21 protein-coding genes are annotated in these 25196 nt (G+C 29.7%); 11 read left to right on the top strand and 10 right to left on the bottom strand.

Going from position 1 to position 25196, the window contains the following annotated elements; genetic code table 11:
• The first annotated feature begins 351 nt into the window (after positions 1-351).
• The 3 genes from ACREVX_RS07105 (at position 352) to ACREVX_RS07095 (ending at position 6370) form a co-directional block, all read left to right on the top strand.
• Positions 352-2736: a VIT and vWA domain-containing protein gene (locus ACREVX_RS07105; protein ID WP_431543470.1), complete on the top strand. Its 2385-nt coding sequence runs from the start codon at positions 352-354 to the stop codon at positions 2734-2736.
• Positions 2737-2763: 27 nt separating this feature from the next.
• Entirely contained in the window at positions 2764-3513 is a 750-nt protein-coding gene (locus ACREVX_RS07100) for a hypothetical protein (RefSeq protein ID WP_431543469.1), read from the top strand.
• Between the two features lie 859 nt (positions 3514-4372).
• Complete coding sequence (locus ACREVX_RS07095) at positions 4373-6370, top strand: DNA topoisomerase (RefSeq protein WP_431543476.1); 1998 nt, start codon at positions 4373-4375, stop codon at positions 6368-6370.
• 85 nt (positions 6371-6455) lie between these two features.
• Here ACREVX_RS07095 and ACREVX_RS07090 read toward each other — a convergent pair whose 3' ends face one another.
• Positions 6456-8198 carry a phosphoenolpyruvate carboxykinase gene (locus ACREVX_RS07090; RefSeq protein ID WP_431543468.1) on the bottom strand — a complete coding sequence of 581 codons (1743 nt, stop codon included), beginning with the start codon at positions 8196-8198 and terminating at the stop codon, positions 6456-6458.
• 316 nt (positions 8199-8514) lie between these two features.
• Between ACREVX_RS07090 and ACREVX_RS07085 the strand changes: the two genes are divergently transcribed.
• The gene (locus ACREVX_RS07085; protein ID WP_431543467.1) at positions 8515-9411 is read left to right on the top strand and encodes a DMT family transporter; all 897 of its coding nucleotides are present in this window, start codon (positions 8515-8517) and stop codon (positions 9409-9411) included.
• Between the two features lie 50 nt (positions 9412-9461).
• Here ACREVX_RS07085 and ACREVX_RS07080 read toward each other — a convergent pair whose 3' ends face one another.
• The 5 genes from ACREVX_RS07080 to ACREVX_RS07060 form a co-directional block, all read right to left on the bottom strand.
• Entirely contained in the window at positions 9462-9809 is a 348-nt protein-coding gene (locus ACREVX_RS07080; RefSeq protein WP_431543466.1) for an ArsR/SmtB family transcription factor, read from the bottom strand.
• Between the two features lie 206 nt (positions 9810-10015).
• Positions 10016-11269: a D-alanyl-D-alanine carboxypeptidase family protein gene (locus ACREVX_RS07075; protein WP_431543465.1), complete on the bottom strand. Its 1254-nt coding sequence runs from the start codon at positions 11267-11269 to the stop codon at positions 10016-10018.
• A 171-nt stretch (positions 11270-11440) separates the two neighbouring features.
• Positions 11441-12214: a hypothetical protein gene (locus tag ACREVX_RS07070; RefSeq protein ID WP_431543464.1), complete on the bottom strand. Its 774-nt coding sequence runs from the start codon at positions 12212-12214 to the stop codon at positions 11441-11443.
• A gap of 124 nt (positions 12215-12338) precedes the next feature.
• Positions 12339-13217, bottom strand: coding sequence for an ABC transporter ATP-binding protein (locus ACREVX_RS07065; RefSeq protein ID WP_431543463.1), 879 nt, complete (start codon positions 13215-13217; stop codon positions 12339-12341).
• Positions 13207-13602 (bottom strand): GntR family transcriptional regulator, encoded by a 396-nt coding sequence (locus ACREVX_RS07060; protein WP_431543462.1) that lies wholly within the window; start codon positions 13600-13602, stop codon positions 13207-13209. The genes ACREVX_RS07065 and ACREVX_RS07060 overlap by 11 nt, the downstream gene beginning before the upstream one ends.
• A gap of 285 nt (positions 13603-13887) precedes the next feature.
• On the opposite strand from ACREVX_RS07060, the gene ACREVX_RS07055 reads away from it, so the two are divergent.
• Complete coding sequence (locus tag ACREVX_RS07055; RefSeq protein ID WP_431543475.1) at positions 13888-14505, top strand: NUDIX hydrolase; 618 nt, start codon at positions 13888-13890, stop codon at positions 14503-14505.
• A 99-nt stretch (positions 14506-14604) separates the two neighbouring features.
• Here the strand turns inward: ACREVX_RS07055 and ACREVX_RS07050 are convergent, their stop codons facing one another.
• Complete coding sequence (locus ACREVX_RS07050) at positions 14605-14955, bottom strand: hypothetical protein (protein ID WP_431543461.1); 351 nt, start codon at positions 14953-14955, stop codon at positions 14605-14607.
• 51 nt (positions 14956-15006) lie between these two features.
• Positions 15007-15366, bottom strand: coding sequence for a winged helix-turn-helix transcriptional regulator (locus tag ACREVX_RS07045; protein ID WP_431543460.1), 360 nt, complete (start codon positions 15364-15366; stop codon positions 15007-15009).
• A 334-nt stretch (positions 15367-15700) separates the two neighbouring features.
• Between ACREVX_RS07045 and ndk the strand changes: the two genes are divergently transcribed.
• Complete coding sequence (gene ndk, locus ACREVX_RS07040; RefSeq protein ID WP_431543458.1) at positions 15701-16174, top strand: nucleoside-diphosphate kinase; 474 nt, start codon at positions 15701-15703, stop codon at positions 16172-16174.
• 47 nt (positions 16175-16221) lie between these two features.
• Here the strand turns inward: ndk and ACREVX_RS07035 are convergent, their stop codons facing one another.
• Together ACREVX_RS07035 and ACREVX_RS07030 are read right to left on the bottom strand one after the other, a co-directional pair.
• The gene (locus ACREVX_RS07035) at positions 16222-16572 is read right to left on the bottom strand and encodes a hypothetical protein (RefSeq protein WP_431543456.1); all 351 of its coding nucleotides are present in this window, start codon (positions 16570-16572) and stop codon (positions 16222-16224) included.
• 43 nt (positions 16573-16615) lie between these two features.
• Positions 16616-18094, bottom strand: a complete 1479-nt coding sequence (locus ACREVX_RS07030) for a nicotinate phosphoribosyltransferase (protein WP_431543455.1) — start codon at positions 18092-18094, stop codon at positions 16616-16618.
• Between the two features lie 140 nt (positions 18095-18234).
• Here ACREVX_RS07030 and ACREVX_RS07025 point away from each other — a divergent pair, with 140 nt between their 5' ends.
• From ACREVX_RS07025 to ACREVX_RS07005, 5 genes are all read left to right on the top strand, one after another.
• Positions 18235-20283 (top strand): ATP-dependent helicase, encoded by a 2049-nt coding sequence (locus tag ACREVX_RS07025; protein ID WP_431543454.1) that lies wholly within the window; start codon positions 18235-18237, stop codon positions 20281-20283.
• Positions 20284-20392: 109 nt separating this feature from the next.
• Positions 20393-20692 (top strand): hypothetical protein, encoded by a 300-nt coding sequence (locus ACREVX_RS07020; RefSeq protein WP_431543453.1) that lies wholly within the window; start codon positions 20393-20395, stop codon positions 20690-20692.
• Between the two features lie 150 nt (positions 20693-20842).
• Positions 20843-22867, top strand: a complete 2025-nt coding sequence (locus ACREVX_RS07015; RefSeq protein ID WP_431543452.1) for a cell division protein FtsA — start codon at positions 20843-20845, stop codon at positions 22865-22867.
• 17 nt (positions 22868-22884) lie between these two features.
• Positions 22885-24057, top strand: coding sequence for a M20 metallopeptidase family protein (locus tag ACREVX_RS07010; protein WP_431543451.1), 1173 nt, complete (start codon positions 22885-22887; stop codon positions 24055-24057).
• Between the two features lie 183 nt (positions 24058-24240).
• Positions 24241-25194, top strand: coding sequence for an RluA family pseudouridine synthase (locus ACREVX_RS07005; RefSeq protein WP_431543450.1), 954 nt, complete (start codon positions 24241-24243; stop codon positions 25192-25194).
• The last annotated feature ends 2 nt before the right edge of the window (positions 25195-25196 follow it).

Below are 25196 nucleotides of genomic sequence, written 5' to 3'. Positions count from 1 at the left end.
ATCCAAAAGTTTTGTTGATAACAAAACTAATGTTTCATTCCTTTAAGGTATATTTTCACTTTTCAAAGTACAATTTAAATCTGAAAATTTTTAATCTAGTTTTTTCATAGGCTAGTTAACACTATCTTCGATATTACTTAAATTAATAATACAATTCATAGGACATACTAATTATTATAAGGTAGATAAAAACAAATAACAAGTTCGCACAGTTAGTATTTGTAGGAATATTAACTAAATATAAAATTGTTGCAAAAAATTCAGAGACTAATGTATATATTAATGATAAAATATGTATATAATATTTAAAAGGCTCTACATGTTTTGGTATATAAAATCAGGAGGGATACAATGGCAATTAATAAAATCAACAATGAAAAAGAATTAAAAAGCAACATAATTTTGAAAGAAGTTAATATAAGAGGAAATTTATGTGGTGAATTCGCTGAGTATACTATTGATCATGTATATGAGAACAAAGGGATAAATGATGTAGAAGCAGTTTATACTTTTCCAGTTCCAGAGCAAGCGGTTATATCGGGGTTTGAGGCAGTGCTTGGTGGAAGGACTATAAAGGGACTAATACAAAATAAGGAAGAAGCAAATAAGATATATGAAAATTTTAAAAATAAAGATAACAACACGTTTCTGCTAGAAGAATTTAGAGATAATATAATTAGAATAGTTATTGGGAAAATAATTCCTAATGAAGTTGTTAAAATTAAAGTTTCATATATAGAGGAACTTAGTTATGAAAACAGAAATTTAAAACTTGTTATTCCAACGATAATAACACCAATAAATATTTCTAATAATAATAATAATAATAATAATAAATTAATTGAGAGTGGCAAGGGTAGCACAAGTGAAGATTATAATTACAAATTTACTTTAAGTTTATTAGTTGAATCTTTAACAAAATTAGAATTTAAGTGTAGCTCTCATAAATTAATGGTTGAATATGAAGAGAATAATTTATATAAAGTAACATTAGACCAAGAAAATCAAAAAATGGATAAGAATTTAGAAATAATATTAGAAGAGCAAGAGAAAGTAGAAACTACAGGAATGATTTATGATTATCCAAGAGACGATAAAGGTATCTTATATTTAAGGTTTATTCCTGAAATTGATATAGAGCAAACAGAGTCTAGATCAAGTTACATATTCCTTCTAGATATCTCACAGTCAATGGTCGGTGATAAGCTAATTGAGGCTAAAAATGCTCTCCAATTATGTTTAAGAAACCTAAGCATAGGGGATACATTTAGTATTGCAGCTTTTGGAGACAAACTTAATTACTTTTCTAAGGGTACAAAGGTTAATTTTAATGAAGAAAATTTAGAAAGCGCTAGTGAATGGATTGAAGGACTTAAAGCAGAAAAAGAAGCTGTAATCTTTGATGCAATAAAATATGCTTTGCTTGGTAAAAGTGATAAAGAGGAAAATATAATATTCTTATTTACCGATGATGAGGTTCAAAATGAGAAAGAAATATTAGATTTTGTACAAGACAATATTAAGGAAAGTCGAATATTTCCTTTTGGAATAGATACCTCAGCAAACAGCTATTTTCTAAATAAAATAGCCCGTATTAGTTATGGCGCTGCAGAAGTTATTAATCTTGATGAGCGAATTGAAGATAAGGTGCTTAAACAATTTAACAGAATTAAAAATCCACAGATTACTGACATTGAAATTGACTGGGGTAAAATGAATGTAGAGACAACATTCCCAAGAACTATTGAATATATGTATGATAAAGAACCATTTTCAATTTTCGCAAAAGTCAAAGGAGAAGTTGGCGGAGTTGTAATCTTAAAAGGAAAAGTTGGCAGAAATAGAATCCAAAGAATAATCATGTTAAATGATCTTGAACTTGAAGAAAACGTTAATTTAATTGAAAAAATATGGTATAAAAAACGAATAGAATCTCTTCAACATAGAGTTAAATATGAACGAGGAGAACTTAGAGAAGCGATGAATAACAAAATTATTGAAATTTCTAAAAAAGTTGGTATTATTTGCAAAGAAACTGCTTTTATTCTTTACGAAGAAATGGAGGATCCAATCCTTGGAATAAGAATAAGAGAACTTTTACCTGTTAAAACCACTAAGAGATTAGAGATTTCTTATAAAAATTTAAATGGGGACTCGCAGTCATCAGCATTTTATTATAAAAATGTATCAAAACTAAAAGAAGTTCATGGTAAATACGCTGATTATGAAAGAAACGAGTTGTTAAGGTTTTTAGCATCAAATCAATTTGCTAGTGGCGCGTTTGGAACTAATGTTTCAGGCGACTTGGAGAGTAATATAAAATATACTATAAAAGCAATATTAGCATTTATTATAGGGAATGAAGACATGAAAATGTACACAAATCAATTAAATAAATCCTTAGAGTTTTTAAATAAAACATTCAAGAAAAGTAATTTAGAAAATAATAATAATGAGATAGATGCTAATAATTATTTAAATTTAAATAGAAAAGAATACCTAGGATTATTGTTAGTTTTAAAATTATATATTAAAAAAGGCATAACATTATCTTTCCACAAAGAAAATTTTGTAAAGAAAATTAGTGAAATAGAAGAAAAATTTAATTTGCAAAATGTAGGTGTAGTTGAAGTTAAAAAGGAATTTATTAATGAACTTAGTAAGGTTTCTAATGAATCTAAAAACACACTTGATTTTATAATTGATGCTGCTATTTTAAAAACCACTAAATATTAATAGATTTTTGTAAAAGGAAGTAAAAGAATGTTAACTAAGAATATAAAATATCTAAAATATAGTAGCTTAGAAATATTTGAAAAAAGAAATAAAATAAGAAATAGATTTATTATAAAATCTAAAAATGTAAAGACCGGAGATATACAATTTATGTCGAAGGTCGATCTGGAAATGTTGTTTTATTTGTATGATGAAGTTTTTTTTAGTGGTTATTTTAAAGAAAACTTCAAAGGTACTTTGATGTTTTCTTTATCAACAAGAATGACATCTGCTGCAGGAAAAACAATATATAGTAGGCAGATAAAGTCACTACCAGAAACTGAGGAAATTTATGAAATTAGAATGGGTATAAAATTCTTTTATCAGTATTACAAGGTAGAAAGAGATAAGATAGTTTCTGGGATAAATACAAAGGATTCTCTTGAAGCTTTCCAAATAGTATTTGAACATGAACTGTGTCATTTAGTTGAACTACATCTGTATAAACAATCTAGTTGTAAAAAAATTAGGTTTAAAATAATAGTAGAAAACATATTTGCACATACAGATGTGGTTCATCAATTACCAAGTCAAAAGGAAATAGTTTTAAAAGATTATGGACTTAATGTGGGTCAGAAGGTAAGTTTTATAAGTGAGGGTGTTAAATATAAAGGACTTGTTTATAAAATAAATAAAAGAGCAACAGTTATGGTTAAAGACAGTAAGGGAACTTATAGAGATAAGCGTGGGAATACATATTCTAAATGGTATGTTCATTTTGAACAACTCAATTTTTAATAGGATGGGTGCAAATAACAAAGCATTATAAAGAAATTGTTATAATGGAAATATGAAAATGATAATAAAGTGAATAAATTTATAAATCAGCATAAAATAATAAAGGCAAGTTTTATATAAGGTACAAATAAACAAACAACAAGTCTATATGCTAGGCTATTGACTTGTTATTTATTTATATGTGCCAAATAACTTGCCTCATAACCCTAGGGATTCTTTGACAACTCAAAACAATCTACGCTACAACCCATATACATCCCTACACACCCATATGTAATCTTTCGACTATATTAAAAGCATTACAGCACATATATACATCTTTGCTCGACAATATAGAACACCTTGGGAGCCAAAAAAAATCTCTCGACCAAGAATAACCCCTAGTTATTGTTAAGGTAACCTGCGGCAACCTATATCATCTTAGCTCGAATATTACACATCCGGGAGAACCATATATATACGGTGAGGCACACATACAGCTGTTAAGAACCCATAATACTCTTCCCTCCGGCATATAAAAAACCTTAGCAGATCTCGTATACACCTTTGGCCGAATACTCTAAAGCCATTTTAGCCTACAAGCACTCTAGACTCAACCATTTTAAATCATCTACTAACATTATTGTATGCTTTTTTTGATTTATTATACTATAAGGAACTAGAAAACAATTTGAATTTTATGGTAATATATATAGGTGGTGGAAGATCTAAGTGGATATCTAAGAGAATTATAGGCTTCAATAAATTTTTCTTTGGAATACATGTATTAAAAATGTTATAATGATTACTTAAGGCAATTATTAGAGGCATTTATGACTAAGCGAGTTAATGCTATAAAATCGAAAGTGAAGTGGTTCCTATTAGTAAGGCATTGTTTATTACAGAAAAACCAAGTGTTGCTGCAGAATTTGCGAAAGCGTTGAAAATAAATGGTAAAAAGTTTGATGGATATATAGAGTCTGACAAAGCGGTAGTAACATGGTGCGTTGGTCATCTTGTTACTATGAGTTACCCTGAAAAGTATGATGAAAAACTTAAAAAATGGTCTTTAAATACATTGCCATTTTTACCAGAAGAATATAAGTATGAAGTTATAGACGGGGTAAAAAAACAATTTAATATTGTTAAGAGCCAATTAATTCGCGAGGATATTGATAGAGTTTATGTTTGTACAGATTCTGGGCGTGAAGGCGAATATATATATAGACTAGTAGATGATATGGCAGGCAATCCTGATAAGCAAAAACGAAGAGTTTGGATAGATTCTCAAACAGAATCAGAGATTATTCGTGGCGTTAAGGAAGCAAAAGATTTAAGTGAATATGATAATCTATCGGAAGCTGCTTATTTAAGAGCAAAAGAAGATTATCTAATGGGAATTAATTTTTCAAGGCTTCTAAGTTTGGTCTATGGAAAAACTGTAAGTAGTTATCTTGGTAAAAATTATATAGTTATTGCTGTTGGGCGCGTAATGTCTTGTGTACTCGGAATGGTGGTTCAAAGGGAAAGAGAAGTTAGGGACTTTATTGTGACTCCTTTTTATAAGATTATAGGAACTTTTAAATCGGGCGAGGAAAACACTTATGATGGAGAGTGGAAATCAGTAGAAGGGTCTAAATATTTTGAATCACCACTGCTTTATAATGAGGGTGGATTTAAAGCTAAGGAAACAGCAGAAAAATTAATTGGAGAGTTAAGAGATTCAAGTATTACGGGTAAAGTTTTAGTTGAGAATATTAGTAAGAAAAAAGAAAATAAAAACGCACCATTACTCTTTAATTTAGCAGAAATACAAAATGAATGCTCAAAAGTATTTAAAATAAATCCAGAGCAAACTCTTGGTCACATTCAAGCTTTATATGAGAAGAAAATGCTTACATATCCAAGAACAGATGCTAGAGTACTTACTACAGCGTTGGCAAAGGAAATTGATAGCAACATAAAAAAATTAAGGAATTTAAATGGGAATACAGAAATAAAAAATATAGCCACAAAAATCATTGAAAACAAGTGGTATGATAACTTAGCTAAAACAAAGTATGTTGATGATAGTAAAGTTACAGACCATTATGCTATTATTCCAACAGGCGAGGGTCTGCAAAATTATGCAGCGCTTAAGGATGTACAAAAGAAAATTTATAATTTAGTGATTAGAAGATTTTTGGCAATTTTTTATCCACCTGCTGTTTATAGCAAGGTTGCAGTTATTACAAAAATTAGTGCGGAGAGATTTTTTACGTCAGATAAGGTTTGTCTTGAACTGGGTTATTTGGAAGTTTTAAAACCTGAAAGTGATAATGCTTACCGTGAAAGTACAAATATGAAATTTTTAAGTATGCTCAAAAAAGGTCAAATTGTAGATCTTGAAGATTTAGTTGTGAAAGAAGGTAAAACTTCTGCTCCTAAAAGATTTACCTCAGGATCAATAATTATAGCTATGGAGAATGCGGGTAAACTTATTGAAGATGAAGAACTAAGAGAGCATATCAAAGGTTCTGGAATTGGAACAAGTGCTACGCGTTCAGGAATTCTAACAAAACTTGAAAAAATAGAATATATTAAATCTAATAATAAAACTCAAGTGGTTATGCCTACTTTGCTTGGCGAAATTATCTTTGATGTAGTGAAAAATTCTATACCTACACTGTTAAATCCAGAACTTACAGCTAGTTGGGAAAAGGGACTAACAATGGTTACTCAAAGTGAAATCCAAGGTGACATATACATGGGTAAGCTTGAAAATTATATAATTAAAAATACTGATAGGGTACTAAAGCTAAATAATGGATCAAGACTTAAGAAGAATTTTGACATGGTAAAAGCATTTTATAAAAATCCAAAGGCAGTGGCGAAATAATATTAATTAGTTTACAGATATTTTTATACGCAAAAAAAGTATATATTAATCGTATTGCAATACGTGTAATATATACTTTTTTTCTTTATTCTATAATTAATTCGAATAGTTTTTTAGCAGCTTTTTTAGGACCATCTTTTTCTTGTCCTGCTACTCCTAGAGAAGTTCTAATTTGTCCAACTTTTACACCTGTTTTAAAGAAATCTTCAAAGTAGCTATCTATAAGTACATCTACTTGTTCTTGTTTTTGAACAGGTCCAAAAGGATTTGCAAAATATGAAGTTACTAAACCTAGTTCAGTAGTAGTACCTTTTGCCATTCTTGCGCCTCTTTTACAAACATCAATAGCATCAGCTGAATTTGTAAAGAAATTAATTTCTTCTACTCCATCTTTTACTTCTTCATAATTGTTTGCATAGAGGAATAAATCTATAGGATATCCTTTAATTATAGCTTTATAGCTTGCAACTGGCATAACAAGCCTTGCGTTTATTTTATCAGGATTCATAAATATACTTCTATCAATTTCTTTAAAAGCATAACCTGTATCTAAATCATCGAGTCTTACGAAAGCTCCTATTTCAGTTCCGAAGGCTAATGGTTTTGATCCTTCTTTAAGAGTTAGGTATCCCATGTCATCAAAGACAATGGTCATATCGCTAATATAGTCCTCGCTTAAGCTTCTAAATGCTTCTAAGGATTCAGACTTACCAGCACCACTATCGCCCATAATAATAACATTTGCACTTTTACCATTATTCATAATAATATTTACCATTGCACCATGAATTGGTAGCGAACCTTTTTTAATCATTATTAGATTATGAAGAGTTAAGGCCATCTTTTTTACATAACCGAAATAATCAATCTCGTCGCCATAACTTATATAGCCAAGCATAAGATGATTCTCTTTATCATCATAAAACACTGTTTTAACTTTTGCAAAAGAATCTTTAGCACCAAAAATAAATACTATATCTGGCTTAGCGTCTCTATATTCTTCTTCACTTGCCATTTCAAATAGGTTACATAGAGTTATTGCATGAGCCATAAAATCTCTGTGAACATAAATAAATGTAAGTAATGTACCAACTTTAGCAGGGTAACAAAACCAATGATCCGTGGATATTGTACAGTTTTTCAATGGATTTTCAAAACATTCCTCAAATATACCATCTCGAGTATTTTTTTTAGGATAGCTTATATAAGGCAAATCTAGTATTATTGCATCAATAAAGGGAACATTTTTTAATACTTCATATCCAAAGGGCAAAGGCCAATTTACATTATTAACAATTAGACCTGCATTACCACCTGCAGGTAGTTGCCTGTAAACCTTAGGTTTATGGCCAACTACATTTTCTTCGATTTTTCTGTATAAATTAAGAATAAGCATTGAAAAGTTGTTATTAGCCTCAACAAAACTTGTTTTTTCAATACCATCATTAATTTTATTATTGTGAATTACAGTGTATCTTTCAAGCTTTCTCCAAAAACTATAAAAATCTTCTATAAAATCAACAAAATTATTTTTACTATTAATAAGGGAACTATATTTAGTATTTAAATTTATAATTTCATTTACATCGAGTACGGTTAGGAGTTTAAATAAATGTATAATGTAAATATCTAGGCCCTCATTGTCTGCTTCTGTGTTTTCAACCAAATATTTATAAATATTCGATTTTTTCTTTTTGATTTTCTTAATATAAGTGTTAAAAACTCTTCTGAAACCATCACTTTCTAATAATTGAACAGGGCTATTACAGTATTTTGCAGTGAAATTTATCATTACCTTTTCGTTACTAAGAGAAAATTCTTTTTTCAAGTTGGCACCTCCATGTATAAATAAATATAATTATTAATAAATTGTATTTTTATGCACAAATGTTATCATAAGTAGCATAAAATATTAGAATACTATACTATAATACTCCAAAAGTGAAAGGTTAACAATACTATAATTGTAAAAATATACATTGTAATATTATAGTGTTGGTTGGGTTTAAATAGTATAAAATTAAATAATAATTTAATTAATTTAGCATATAATTATAATAAAGTTTATTGTAATCTTAGGTAATTTTGAGATATAATATATATTAAGCTTTTGAAGCCCAATAGTATGAAGAGGGAGTGATATATTGACAAATAAAAGAATATCTCATGTAATGGCAATTATCTTAATGTTTATATGGAGCTTATCCTATTTAAGTATAAAGGTAATATCTACAGAAATAAGTCCTGTATTATCAGCATTTTATAGATTTGTATTAGCAGCAATAATTTTATTTATAATATTAAAAGTAAAATTCCCAGATGAAAAAGTTTTAAAAGAGGACAAGGTCAAGTTCGCCTTGGGTGGGTTCTTTGGAGTAACAATATACTTTATTTTCGAAAATTATGCGGTAGCATATACATCTGCATCAAATGTTGCAATTTTAATTGCATCTATACCAGTATTTACATTATTTACGCAAAGATTGTTTTATAAAGAGAAACTTACTTATGGAAAAATGATTGGAGCTACATTAAGTTTAATTGGAATTATTATAGTAATTGCATCTAAAGAAAGAGTGGATTTTTTATCTAAAGGGAGTATAGGAGATTTGATGGCTCTTGGAGCAGTGTTTTCTTGGATAATTTATAATATGGTTTGTAGTAGTTTTAAAGGCCATTATAAAGTTATAACTATAACCACTTATGAAATTATGTGGGGATCTTTATTCTTAAGTCCTTCATTATTTTTTAGTGCTTTGCAAATACCTTCTACAAAAGTTGTATTAAATATAATATTTTTATCCATTGCTTGTTCTTGCGTTGGGTATGTCATGTATGTTCATTGCTTAAAAGATCTTGGTGCAACGGTCCTTACTACATATATAAATTTACAACCTATTATGAGCCTAATAGCTGCGGGTGTATTGCTTCATGAGGTTGTTAGGGTATGGCAGGTCTTAGGATGCATTGTTATAATAGTGGGTGTATCATTAGTTAGCTTAGATGGTAGGTTTAAGTTTAACAAGCGAAGGAGGATATAACGAATAAACCCTCCACAGAGGGTTTATAGTGGACTATCTAAACGAGTCAACTAACTCTCTACAGGGAATATCGCATTTATTATGTTTACGATAGTTTCATTACAAATGTTGTAATTAATCTGTAAACCATCTCTTTCACCTTTGATAATTCCTAAAGATTTTAATTTTTGGAGATGTTGCGAGACTGTAGATTGAGGCAGGTTTAAGCAATTTTGCATATAGCCAACATTGCAACTCCCTTTGTTCATAAGTCCTCTAATAATGCATATTCGTGCAGGGTGAGCAATAGCTTTTAATAAATCTGCAATTTCTTCATATTGTTTAATATTGTTAAGGTTAATATCGTTAATATTAATATCGCTAATGTTAATATCGTTTTTTATAATATCGTTATTCATAATAATCTCCTTTAAAAAAATTTCTTAATTATGTTTTAAGTATATCAAATAAATAATATATATACTAATTAACATTAGTATATTACAATATGAATGTCAATAAATTAATATAATAATATAATAATAGTAAAAGATGCTAAAAGAGACTGTATTAACTAAAGAGTTAATACAGTCTGTTAATTTATGAAGCGATTGTATATAATTACTTAGTATCTAATTCGTCTACCATGGCGATTTTTGCGCTTATTAATAGAAGAAATTAAAAATAAAATTAATGCAATAATTATAATTAGTACAACTGCAGCAGCAACGTAGATAATTATATTATCTTTAATAAGAGTAGATTTCGAAATCATTGGATATAATTTGTAGCTTTTATTTGAATCCTTTTGAGTAATAGACATAGTTCCGACAGAAGTATCTTTATCAAGCTTCCATGGATTTACGCTAGAAACATCAACGATGTTTTTTGGTTTTAAATCATTATTATAATAAGTAATATCTTCTTTAGATTCTAGAGGAACACTAATTGTCCTTTTTGGTCCTATAAAGGGAATAACCTTATAAGGAACTGAAATTGTTTTGATTGCGGTATTCTTCTTTTTAAGTACCTCTTTCTGAGCAGCATAACTATAGTTAATTAGTGATGTCATATCTTCAAATACTTTTGTGTCTTTTGCATCATACTCAGAATCCATAACAACACCTATAATTTTACGACCATTACGTTCGTATATAGAAACTAAACATCTCCCGGATTTGTTTGTAACACCAGTTTTACCACCTACGTTACCATCGATGCCAAGAAGCTTATTCCTATTTTCAACGGTTACCTGTGGACCATTGGAAAATTTAATTACACTTGTTTTTTTAGCTATAGTTTTTTTTACCCAATCGTTTTTATATACAGCTCTACCTAAAAGTGTTAGATCATAAGCAGTTGTATAATGTTCTTTAGTTACGTCATCCAAACCATTAGGGGTGACAAAATGAGAGCCTTTCATACCTAGTGAGACTGCTTTCTCATTCATAAGTTTAGCAAACTTTTCTGTATCACCAGCAACGTTATCAGCAACCATAGATGCGATATCATTTCCAGAGTAAAGAAGAAGAGCATCCATCACGTTGTCGGCGGACATAGTATCACCAATTGTTACTGGATGTAAATTTAAGTTATATGAAAAAGCTGGTTGTTTTTTTGCGGATTCTGTATAGACCAAATTATCAGTTGATTTTTTATTTTCAGCAAGTAATAATCCTGTAAGAAGTTTTGTAATACTTGCTGGTTGCATTTTATTATCAATATTTTTAGTGTAAATAATCTCGTTTGTATCCATATCTACAGAAATAGCAGCTTTACCGATTAGTTCTGGGGGAGTAGTAGCAGCTGCCAAAACGGTTGTAGAAAAGACTAAAGTAAATATTAGTGTAAATAATAAAAGTCGGTTTCTTCTTTTCAATTTTCATCTCTCCATCTTAATTAAATTTTGTATTAATTTTGTGACAAATACAGACCAAGTATATCATTTTAATTTATTAAGAACAAGGTGAATTAATTAATGAAGATGGATTTAGATGGGAATTTATAGAATGATAACATTTAAAAACATTTCAGCTCCTCAGGAGCTGATTTAATTATCGTGATTTCTAGAAGGTAATTTGCCAACATAAAGTTTAAATCCCATGAAAATTGAAGTTATGATAATTATAATAGTTGCTATAAATACGCAAATCAAAATTATATTTCCAGAGGGCATGATGGAGAAACTCTCAAGAAATTCTACTTGACCAGTGGTGGGGGATATTGGTAAATTGATTTTTAGTAAAAATAAAAATGCGTAAGTTATGGTGGCAAAGCCTAAAAAGCTTAGAAGTCTTAGTTTTTTACGTTTAATAAAAGTAATTGCAACTCCTCCAAAAATTAGTATAACTAATAAGCATAGTATTAAATTGTTACCTTTTGTTATATCTATTATATTTAGCGCCACATCTTGCGCAGGGGTTGTCATGTTTTGTGGGCTGAAAATAGTAAGAAGCCCAACTAAAAGCCATATAAAGGCTATAAAAGAAATGCAAACCGTCAAATAACCTATAGTTGAAATTACTATTGACAGCAGGTATATATTTAACAGTGTATATTTTTTACTTACAGGTAAAGTATCAAACAGTTTGTGGTCACCGTAAAGTATTCTGTTAATCATCCAAACACTTACTGCAGGTAAAACAATAGCTAAGGTAGTATTTGCAGATAATCTAGTTCCCATAAATATAAAAAAATTCATAAAAATCATCACAAAAATAGCGACAATATAAGTCGTTGTTGTTAAAGGATTTGGGGAAGTCATATTGAGTGGTGGCATTGAATTAAGTAATACCCTCTGATAAGTAATGAGTTTTTTTAACATATTAAGCCCTCTTTTCCTTTATAAAGTTTATAGGATATTAACATGAACTTTAAAGACTGTTTTGTATTGGGAAAACCTAGTGAACTACTTAAAAATTGTTGATAACTCCAAAAACACGTTAGCATTATTTAACCTCCTTGTAAAATTTTCCGTAATTTGAACCCATATAAATCATAATATCTTCAATTGTAGGTCTTGCGGTTTTAACTCCCACTTTATTTTTTATTTTAAACTCACTTGGACATAATCCCTGATAGCCGAAAGTTGTCTCTTTTAATCCTATAAGAATTAATTTCATTTCATGGGTCATGGCTTCTTTTTCAATTTGTGCCAGCATATAGTTATCAAGCATTTCATCTTTAGCTTTTGTAAAAACAATTTTACCATTATCAATCATGGTTATATAATCAGCAATTTTTTCAAGGTCACTTGTAATATGCGTTGAAAATAATATTGACCTTTCCTCATTTTGCATAAGTTCTAGGAGTAAATCAAGTACGTCCGCTCTTGCAATTGGATCAAGTCCTGCTGTAGGCTCATCAAGTATTATTAATTCTGGGTTATGACTTAAGGCCATTACAACTCCGAATTTCATTTGCATACCTTTTGAATACGCGGAGAGCTTTTTATTTGGGTCAAGTTCAAAGCGTTTCATTAGTTCGTCAAATTTTTCGTCATCAAAGGTTTTATAAAAGGGTGATATCATCTTTTTAATTTTATAAGGCTTAAAATGGAGAGGATAAATTAGACTGTCAAACACAATGCCTATTTTTGCTTTTACTATTTCTTCATTTTCTAGCATTGGGATACTATCGAACAAGACTTCTCCTGATTTTTTTTGAATCATATTGAGTATTGTTTTAATAAGGGTGGTTTTGCCTGATCCATTTTTTCCTATGAACCCCATAATGGTTCCTTTTTCTATTGAAAAATTTATGTCCCTTAGAGAAAAATCTCCTATTCGAGAAGTCAAGTTATTAATTTCCAAAGCATTATTTGTCATATTTATTACCTCCAAATATTTCATTTATAACTTTAAGCATTTCCTCGGGGGATATCCCAGAAGTGTCTGCAAATTCTTTAATTTCTAGAAGTCTTTCGGCAAGCATGCCAATGTGTATTGCTTTAATTTTATTTCTATCAATCTCTGCTACAAAACATCCTCGTCCTTGTAAATTGATTACAATACCTTCTTTTTCAAGTTCCTCATAAGCTCGTTTTACGGTTATGATACCTACCTTTAAATCTTTTGCCATAAGTCTTATTGAAGGTAATTGCTCCTTAGATTTTATATTTTCACTCAGTACCATTTCTTTTATTTGATTTTGTATTTGCTCGTATATAGGTGTTTGTGAGAGGGCAGATATAAGAATATTCGTACAATTCACCTCCTTATCTACTGTTATTATATGATAGACACAGTTAATTGTCAATAAATTCTTAGATTATAATTAATTCTTATTAATAATAGTCATTGTAAGCTGATATAGTGGTGGAGAAGAATTAGAAGTGATACTGCTACTTGGATGGAACCATAAAAGGGTTTTTATGATAGAATAGAGTATAGTTTTGTAAAAAAATAATGTATAAAATATTATTGTAAGTTAATAAATAGAGTTTATTAATAAGTTGCCACTTGCCATGATTTCGGCACAAGAAAGGTTGTGATTAAAGTGATAGATAAAATAGAACAAATGTTTAAGGATAGACTTCCTAAAGTAATAGGAAAGTTAGATGAAAGTGCGGTTATGATATTATTAGTAGAGGACGTAGAGGGATTATCTATTGTATTTGAAGTACGTGCTTTTAACTTAAGAAGCCAGCCAGGGGATGTTTGCTTACCAGGTGGAAGAGTGGAACCGGGTGAAAACCCAAAGGAAACAGCTATAAGAGAGACAATGGAAGAACTAAATTTAAAAAGAAATCAAATTGAAGTAATAGGAGATATGGATTATTATATTAGTCCTTATGGAAATATATTGTATTCATTTGTAGGTAATCTAAAATATGGAGAAATAAACCCAAGTAGAGATGAAGTTGATCATATATTTAAAGTTCCATTAAAATTCTTTTTGGAAACAAAACCACTACTTTACAATATGAATATAGGGCCATTAAGCCAAGAAGGGTTTCCGTTTCATTTGATTAATGGAGGTAAAGATTACAAGTTTAGGAAAGGAAATTTAGGGCAATATTTTTATGAATATAATAATTATGTAATATGGGGTTTCACAGCTCAAATTATTAAAAGTTTTGTTGACGTTTTAGGGGATAATATATTACAAAAATGATATTTCTAAAAATAATATTTATAAAAAATAAAGTACTGGAAAAATACCGTTTTAAAAAGCAGTAATAATATTTAAATTATTACTGCTTTTTATGTCATGCTATTTACTAGGTACAACTTTATTTTTCCTCATGAATAATGAAACACTTATTACGATAAGTGCCGCATAGATAAAAATATATATAATTGAGAGTAATCCCGCAGTATAGAAAAATTTCAAATAAATAAAAGCAAATATCGATATAAGTGACCAGAATAGAGAAATAAATGCTATCTTGTTATTTCTCGATCTCCAATGCTCGGGGTCTTTCATAGTGCCAATAATTTTATCGCGTTTTTTGCTTTTAGATCCAGTATTAATTACTACAAATTTGTAATATAAAAAGAATATAAATTCTACTATAGAAACTGCAAGAAACATATATGACAAAGATAAACTGGTTATATTCAAAAAAATCACTCCTTTTAGGAGTTATTATGCCCTAAAAGTTATGAAATAACACTATTCTTTTTTATCAGAAATAATGCCTTCATAATAATCTGTTCCCCATTTACACATAATGTCAAGTATTGGCATTACACTTTTGCCTTGTTTTGTTAAAGAATATTCTACTTTAGGAGGAACTTCTGCATATACTTTTCTATGGACCATCTCATATGCTTCTAATTCTCGAAGTTGTTGTGTTAACATTTTTTGCGTTATTACACCCATAGAACGTTTAAGTTCGCTAAATCTTAATACACCATTTTGGGCTAATTTCCAAAGGATAATTGGTTTCCATTTACCACCTATAATATCCAGTGTTAACTCGATGGCGCAGTTATATTCTTTATTATTTATTTTCATAATTTTATCGCTCATAATTACCTCCTAGGTTTACACTTACAACAAATTTTGATCAAACTTAAAGTTATTAAGATACTTAGTTACTTATAAGTTAGTACTTGATTAAAAAACCTTTAGTTTATACAATTATATCATTGATATAATTTATATACAATAATTCTATGTATATCCCCAATTTTTGGATGTTAAAAATAAAATACTTTAATTTATTGTAAAAATGTTTTATAATAATATATAACAATAAAAACTTACAAGATTGTTACAAAATGGTTATGTATCATTTTTAAATTTTAGTAAATCCAATTTATGTATTGAGATAATAATTTAAAAAAGCAAGGAGTGAATTTAAATGGAAAGAACCTTGATTTTGATTAAACCTGACGGAGTTAAACGTGAATTAATTGGAAAGATTATTAATCAGTATGAGGAAAAATCACTAGAAATTGTAGCACTCAAAATGATTACGGCTACAATAGATGACGCAAAAAAACATTATATTGAACATGTGCAGAAAGATTTCTTCGAAGAGTTAATAGGTTATATTACTTGTGGCAAAATATGTGCAATGATTTTAATGGGTGAAGGAGCAATTGAGTTAGCACGAAAAATAAATGGGAATAAGGATCCAATAAAAGCAGAACTAGGAAGTATTAGAGGAAGATTTGCAATAGATAAAACCCAAAATTTAGTTCATGCATCTGATAGCACAGACAGTGCAGAACGTGAAATTTCAATTTGGTTTCCGGAGCTCAATGAAGATTATAAGTTTAAAATAGCAAAGGATTTGTTTGCAAAAAACCAAGGTCCATTAATAAATGTGTAACTAACATAAAAAAAGCTAACCAATTTATATTTTGGCTAGCTTTTTTATTAATGAGAATCGCAATGCCCAGAACATCCAGTGCAGGATTTGTTATCGCCGCTTTTGCAATCTTTTTTAGTAGGTATTGTTTTAATCCAAAACCTAGAATCTTTATAGGCGATTGTGAGTTCTGAAATATTGTCCATTAGAGTATCATCATATAATATGTTTAAATCTGCAATATTACTTTTGATGTCTCCTGTTTTAAAATTGTCGAGGGAAATATCAACTTTGGCAGATTTACAACATCCACTGACGTACACAAATCGTACACTATCAAACGCCTGGTCATGTTTAATCATTTCCGTAAACTCAGATAAAGCAACTTTTGAAAGTTTGATTTTTAAAGGTTGTATCATAGGCCCTCCTAGTGCTGCTTGCGTGTTTAATGATTATCTTTTGCTAATCTTCAAGAATTTCAGAATAATGATTTAATAAACTTTGCTTTAGGTTCCATAAATTCCATGAAAGATCAACTGAATACGCATGGGGATTATCGAGCCTTAAAACTTCGGTCCATAATTTAGATACCTCGTTTTCTGAAAAAGTTTTTATTTCCATAACAGTTGGTGATTCATAAATTTGTTTCCCGTTCTCAAATAGTTTAACCAATAGTTCTTTAATATAGTAATGTTTAAGGTTTTTCTTTTTCCAAGTATAAGTTGGATTAAATATTTCAAGTGGTTTAGATTCATCAATTACCTCGTCATGCAAGGTAATTAAATCTGCAATTGCTTTGTGCGTTGTTTTATCAAAAATTCTATATAATTTTTTGAAAGCAGGATTTATAATTTTTTCAGCATTTTCACTGATTTTAATTTTTGGTATTATTTGTCCATCATTCTCAACAGCAACAAGTTTATAAACACCACCAAACACTGGCTCAGATCTTGCAGTTATTAGTCTTTCACCAACACCAAAATTATCAATTTGAGCTCCACTTTCTAAAACACCTCTAATAATATATTCATCAAGGGAGTTTGAAACAGTAATTTTAACATCTTCATATCCAGCTTCATCTAGCATAATTCTAACCCTTTTAGTTAAGTAGGTAATATCTCCGCTATCGATTCGGATTCCTACAGGCCTTTTTCCCAAAGGTTTAAGTACTTCATTAAATACTTTTATGGCGTTTGGAACACCAGAGCGTAATACATTATAAGTGTCGATAAGCAGTACGCAGTTATCAGGGTAGGTCTTCGTCCAAGATTTAAATGCAGCATATTCAGTATCAAATAATTGTACCCAACTATGTGCCATAGTTCCAAGGGCTGGAATATCAAACATTTCTTCAGCCATTGTGCAGGCGGTACCAACACAACCACCAATAACAGCAGCTCTAGCTCCATATATAGCACCATCATAGCCTTGGGCACGTCTTGAACCAAATTCCATAACTGGTCTGCCTTTTGCTGCTCTACATATTCTACTTGCTTTAGTAGCAATTAGAGTCTGATGATTTATTGTAAGTAGTGTCATTGTTTCAACAAATTGAGCCTGAATAACAGGTCCTTTAACAATAACTAAAGGTTCACCTGGAAAAACAGGGTAGCCTTCAGGTACAGCCCATACATCACAAGAAAATTTAAAATCTTTTAAGTAATTTATAAATTTATCTGAAAAAATATTTTTATTTTCCAGATAAGCTATATCATCATTTGTAAACTTTAAATTTGATAGATATTCAATTAATTGTTGCACTCCACCCATAATACAATATCCGCCGGCATCTGGTATTCGTCTAAAAAACATATCGAAATAGGCAATTTTATCTTGAACATTATTGTCAAGATAACCGTTTGCCATAGTTAATTCATAAAAATCTACTAGCATTGTTAGGTTTCTTTCATTCCTCACATTAAAATCTTTTGAGTATATCATAATTTTTTCCCCTTTGAAATTTAATAAAAGTATATAATAGAGTTATTGCACATTTACATTTTAATGTAATAGAAGAATTATTACAATAGTAAACTGTGTATAAAAATAATATATGATTGGGTTAAAGTAGGTGGATGATATTGAATACTAAACATAATAATGATAATAAAGTAGGTCAAAGTAAAGTAAATGCAAGATTAAGTCAGGAGCAAAGGGACGCTGTGTTTTTCAGTAGCAGAAATTTGTTGGTTACAGCAGGTCCGGGAAGTGGTAAAACAGTAGTTATTGTTAACAGGATTGTTCATTTAATAAATGATCAAAACATTAATCCTAAAAACATTATAGTAATTACTTTTACAAGAGCTGCATCTATTAATATGAAAAATAGATACATAGCTATTAACGGAAAAGATAAAGTACCATTCTTTGGAACTTTCCATGGCTTGTTTTATAAAATTCTTAAGAATTATTATGGACAAATAAATATAATTGATACATTAGAGGTATACAAACTTATTAAAAATGTACTAATGTCCTATTTAGATGAGGTAGGGGATGACAAAGTAAAGGAAGTTATAAATAATATCTCGTTATTTAAAATAAGTGGTGATGTTATGGAAAATTTCTCTCCAAGCATTGATAAGGGTATATTTACGGCAGCATATAATATTTATGAGCAGTATAGGAAAGAAAAGAACTTATTTGATTTTGATGATCTTCAAATAGGATGCAAAGATTTATTCATAAAAAATTATACAATACTTGAGGGGTATAAAAAACTATTCAAACATATTTTAGTTGATGAATTTCAAGATTGTGATCCTATGCAAGTAGCAATACTAAAACTTTTAAATGAGGAGAATTCTATTTTCGCAGTTGGGGATGAAGACCAGTGTATTTATGGTTTTAGAGGATCAAACCCTGAGTGTATGGTTGGGTTTTCAAACCATTTTGAAGGCGGAGGAAAGTTACCTCTTTCTACTAATTATAGATGTCCAAAGAATATAGTTGAAATATCAATGAATATTATAAAAAACAATAGTATGAGAAATGATAAATATATCACGGCATTTAAGCAGCAAGATGGTATCATTGCAGTACTTAACAATGTAAATGAAAATGCACAAGCAGATGAAGTTAGTAATATTATACAAAAACATAAGGTAAATCCTGATAGTAGTTATAGGGATAATGCTGTGCTTTACAGAACAAATGTTGAGTCTAGAAGTTTAATAGACGTTTTTATAAAAAAAAGAATCCCATTTAAGCTATTAGATAAGGAGTATGACTTTTTCCAACATTTTATTTGTAAAGATATAATTGCTTATCTTAGATTAAGTATTGATAATAGTGATAAACAGAGTTTTCTTAGAATAATTAATAAGCCATTTAGATATATAAGTAAATTAAATTTAGAAAAATTAAAAAGAAATCGTGAACGTGAAGACTGCTTTGAAATGGTAAAAGATATCGAGGGTGTACCTATATTTCAAATGAAGATGCTTGATAAGTTAAGGAAGGATATACTGTTTTTAAACAAAACTTCACTTGCAAGTGCTATAGATAATCTAGTTTTAAGTATTGGTTATCATGATTACATTAGAGAATATTGCACAAAATTTAAAATTGATTTAGCGGAGATGGAAGATGTTATTGACGAGTTTAGACAATCAACAGAGGAATATAGGTCTATAATAGCATTTTTATCTCATGTCGAAGAAGTTAAAGAGGAAATCGGAAAACATAAGAAAAATCTCGATGATGATGCAGTAATACTTAGTACAATTCATGGCGTAAAGGGAATGGAATTTAAAAATGTATATTTAATTAATTGTAATGAGGAGAATATCCCACATATAAATAGTATAGATACTAACCTAGAAGAAGAAAGAAGACTGTTCTATGTAGGAATTACAAGAGCCATAGATAATGTTTGGTTATGCATCTCTAAAAATGTGAAAGGAAAAGCAAAAGAAACATCTAGGTTCATTAAAGAATGTTTGATTCTAGGAGTTGATGGTTCGGATTTGCCTTTTAAAGAAGGGGACACGGTAGTGCACAAAAGTTTTGGTACAGGAGTGGTAATTTCAATTACCAGTAAAGATTTAGAACTTAAGTTTGAAGGGGATGTTACTCGGAAATTTGATACAAATATACTTTTTAACAACTCTTTAATAGCGAAAGTATAATAAAAAACATATATTGTAATGGAAAGCAATTATTGACAAAGTGCTTGGATATGGGGTATCATGAAAATATACTATTTTTAGTGAATCGTTTACTTGAGGAGAGGATTTAATGGTAGCATTTAAGAAAATGTGGGATGATGTTCGTTTAATTTTGTCAAATGAAGAATATGAGGATATACAAATTTTAGAGAAATTTAAATTTGGATTTACAGTTAAAGAGAGTGAGAATATAATCTTTATTACAAGAGATGATTTTGTTGATTTTTGGTGCAAACTACTGTATTATAATGAATTATCATTAGAACAGGTTTTACAAGAGGATAAATCAAAACTAAAATATATTTACACTATTATAAAAAAACTACCATATATATCAGAAAACTCTGGAGTAATTAAGTTATTGCAGTAGATTTATTATGATGGATTTATTGAATGTTGTTATATAATGTTATATAATTTTATTAAGCTCATATTCTATGAATATGAGCTTAATTCATATTGATTTAAATTGTATTTATAAATATGTTCATATAATTTTGCGAGGAAGAGGTATAGAAAAATGGAGATCACAAATGTTAAACCGGAGGAAATGATATTTGCTTTAGATATAGGGACAAGATCTATAATAGGAACGGTTGGAGTGACTTTTGAAAAAAAATTCCAAGTTCTTGCTGAAAGTTATATGGAACATGAAGAAAGAGCTATGATTGATGGCCAAATTCATGACATTAAATTGGTTGCTGGTGGAGTAATAAAGGTGAAGAAAGAATTAGAGGCAAGTTTAAATGTTTCATTAACTAAAGTAGCTATTGCGGCTGCTGGTAGGTTCTTAAAAACAAGTTCAATTAAATCAGAGCTTGAAGTAGATGAGGACAAAGAAATCGATAGAGAAGTTATTAGAAGTTTGGAACTCACTGCAGTTAAAATGGCTGAGCATGAAGTTGCACTGTCCACAAAAGGAAAACTTTATTGCGTGGGGTATAGCGTGAAAAATTATTATTTAAATGGATACATAATAACTAATCTAAATTCCCACAAAGGAGAGAAGATTGCAGTAGAAATAATTGCAACATTCCTTCCACGCTCTGTTGTTGATAGCCTCTACGCCGTTATGAATAAAGCTGGACTTGAGGTTGTAAGTTTAACACTTGAGCCAATAGCTGCAATGGAAGCTGCAGTGCCACAAAAACTTAGACTTTTAAACTTAGCTTTAGTTGATATTGGTGCAGGTACTTCTGATATTGCTATAAGTAGTAATGATAGTATTAGTGCATATGGGATGGTGTCTATTGCAGGTGATGAGGTAACTGAAATGATAGCACAAGAATATTTAGTTGATTTCAACACTGCTGAAAAAATAAAAAAGGAATGCAGCGGAGAAGACAAAATTAAATACATAGATGTTTTAGGTTTTGAAAATGAGATAGAACCACAAGGAATTTTAAAAACAATTAAACCTATAGTTATGAAAGTCTCTGAAGAGATAGGAAATAGAATTATTGAATTAAATGGGGGAAAAGCTCCGAATGCAGTATTTTTAGTAGGAGGGGGAGCACATACACCTTTCATTAGAGAAAATATTGCTAAAATTTTAAACTTGCAAGCTTCGAGGGTTGCTATAAAAGGTCGTGAATCTGTTGTTGAATGTATTTGTGATGCAACGCTTGGAAGTACTGGGGTTACAGTTTTGGGTATAGCATTAATATCAATTAAGAGACTAGGACATGATTTTGTTGATGTAACTATAAATGATAAGATTATAAGTCTATTTAATGCACATAAACATACAGTTGCGGATGTAATGATGCAAGAAGGTATAAATCCAAAGATATTGATTGGTAAAAATGGACGCAATATAAGATTTAACTTTGATGGGATAAAAAGAATATCATTTGGAACCTTAGCTAAAGGTGCACAAATTAAGATTAACGATCTTATTTGTAATATTGATTCGGAAGTAGTAGAAGGTGATATTATTGAAGTTATTTTCAGCAAAGATGGGAAAAATGCTAAGCCTACTATTATAGATTATGTAAAAAATATTCAAGTTGTAAGTTTTTATATTGAGGATGTTATTAGTAATATTGAGCCAGTACTATTTATTAATGAGCAAAGAGTTTTAATAAACGCTATAATAAAAGAAAATGATGATGTTGTGATAAAATATCCTAATACAATTTGTGAATATGCAAAGTATTTTGATGATAAGTTAATTGGGTTAACCTTTATAATGAATAATAAGAAACTTATGGAGGATTATATTATAAAAGAAGGTGACAGGATATATTTAGAAGAAGTAAAAACTAATAATGTCATTTATGAAAAAGAAGAATATAATGACTGTAAAAAAAAGGTGGAAACAATTAATGATGAATATAGGAACATTAAAGTTGAAGTTAATAAAAAAAATATAATTCTAAAAAACAAAGAGAAATATGTATTTGTGGATATATTTAATTATGTGGAATTTGATTTGTCTGTCTCAAAAGGGAACCTAATACTAACGCTCAATAAGAGTAAAGCTAGTTATTATCAGCCTCTAAACGATGGAGATATAATTGAAATATATTGGGAAAAACAATAAGCGAAGAGGTGTATATATTGAATTTTTTAGTTGAATCAAAAACCATTGAAAAAGAGTTGATTTTCATAAGGCGTGACTTACATGAGAATCCAGAATTGGGGTTTGATTTATTTCGAACTTCACAAAAGGTGAAAGATTTTCTGCAAAAAGAAAACATTGAATTCTGCGAGGTAGCTAAAACAGGAATCTGCGCTATTATTCGCGGTAATGGCGATAAGACCATTGCGTTAAGAGCGGATATGGATGCACTTCCACTGCAAGACATGAAGACATGTAGTTACTCCTCTAAAATTAATGGTAAAATGCATGCTTGTGGACATGATGCACATACTACTATACTTTTAGGTGCAGCAAAAATATTAAATAGTATGAGGGATGAATTGCCAGGGAATGTTAAATTGTTTTTTGAACCAGCAGAGGAAACTACTGGGGGATCACCACTTATGATTAAAGCTGGAGTACTTGAAAATCCTTATGTAGATGCTGTTATTGGGCTTCATGTTGAAGAGTTTCTAGATGTTGGTACTGTTGGTTTAAAAAGAGACGTAGCTTATGCGGCATCAAATCCATTTACTATAAAAATAACAGGTAAAGGAGGACATGGTGCAAGTCCACATATGACTATTGATCCTATAGTAATTGCGAGTAATGTTATTACAACACTTCAAAGTATTGTGAGTCGAGAAATTCCACCTACAGATCCTGCTGTAATTACAATAGGATCAATTCATGGAGGAACAGCTCAAAATATAATACCGGAAGACGTGACAATAACGGGAATAATTAGAACTATGAAAAGCGAACATAGGGAATATATAAAAACAAGATTAGTACAGGTAGTTGAAGGCATAGTTCATTCTATGAGAGGGACATGTGAAATTAAAATTGAAGAAAGTTATCCTTGTTTATATAATAATGATAAACTTGCAGATTTGTTTGAAAATAAGGCAAGTGAACTCCTCTCTGAGATTAATGTTCAAAAACTAGATCAACCAACAATGGGAGTGGAAAGTTTTGCTTATTTTTCTATGGAAAGACCATCATTATTTTATTTTTTAGGAAGTAGAAACAAGGAAAAAGGTATAATAAATCCTGCTCACGGAAGTTTATTTGATGTGGATGAGAGTTGCATTGCAATAGGTGTAGCTATGCAATGTAAATTAGCTTACGAATTTTTATTGAATTCATAGCACAATTTAGTATATAATAGGTATTCGATGTGAATTTTTAAAATATATGATGGTTTGTTATAGAATAAAATGTTTATTATAAAATAAAAAGGGGCTTTTTAAATAAAAAAGTTATCTATTATAAAATAAATTAGAGTATGTGTGAAATTCGCCAATAGATAAATAGAACGTAGGAGGATATGTATGAGGATCGAAATTGGAGCAAATGAAGCGGGTCAAAGAACAGATAAATTTATGAGGAAAGTACTTGGAGATGTGCCACTTAGTAAAATATATAAAGCTTTTAGAAAAGGTGATATTAGAGTTAATGGAAATAAAATCAAGGAAAAACACTCTTTAGTAATAGGAGATATTGTTGAAACAAAATATATTACTAGTGAGTTTAAAAAAGAGGAGTTTCACAGGATTGATAATAATTTGAAAATTACATTTGAAGATGCAAATATATTAATGGTGGAAAAATGGCCAGGAGTTTTAGTTCATGCTGACCAAAAAGATGGTGAAGCTACTTTAACAGATTATGTACTTTCATATTTGTTTGATAAAGGAGATTATCAACCGGAAAGTGAAATAACATTTACGCCAGCACCTTGTAATAGACTAGACAGAAATACTTCGGGAATAGTTATGTTTGGTAAAAACTTTAAATCTCTTAAACTTTTAAATGAGATGATAAGAGAAAGAAATATTGAAAAATATTATATGGCTTTAGTTAGAAATCGGATTAAAGATGGAGTTTATGAAGGGTATATATATAAAAATGAGGATGCAAATATATCTAAGGTTTTTGACACCCAGATGCCAGATACAAAAAGAATAGCAATGGAAGTTAAAACTATTCAGAGTTGTGGTACATTTTCTATAATAGATATTAACCTTTTAACAGGCAGAAGCCATCAGCTTAGAGCGCATTTAAGCCATTTAGGTAATGCTATAGTTGGTGATCCAAAATATGGAGATAAAAAAATGAATAGTTTCTTTAACAATAAATATGGTTTAGATTATCAATATCTTTACGCATATAAGGCGATGTTTAAGAATTGCCCTGAGGGACTTGAGTATATGGAGAATAAAACTATTGCTGAGAGTTTACCACCAGTATTGAAGAAGATTAAAAGAGACGTATTTAAATTTTAGAG

It is taken from the genome of Clostridium sp. (assembly GCF_050717545.1).
In the GTDB taxonomy this organism is placed as follows: Bacteria; Bacillota; Clostridia; order Clostridiales; family Clostridiaceae; genus Clostridium_AD.
Note: the sequence above shows the minus strand (reverse complement) of the source record. Positions and strands in the feature narration are given on the sequence as shown.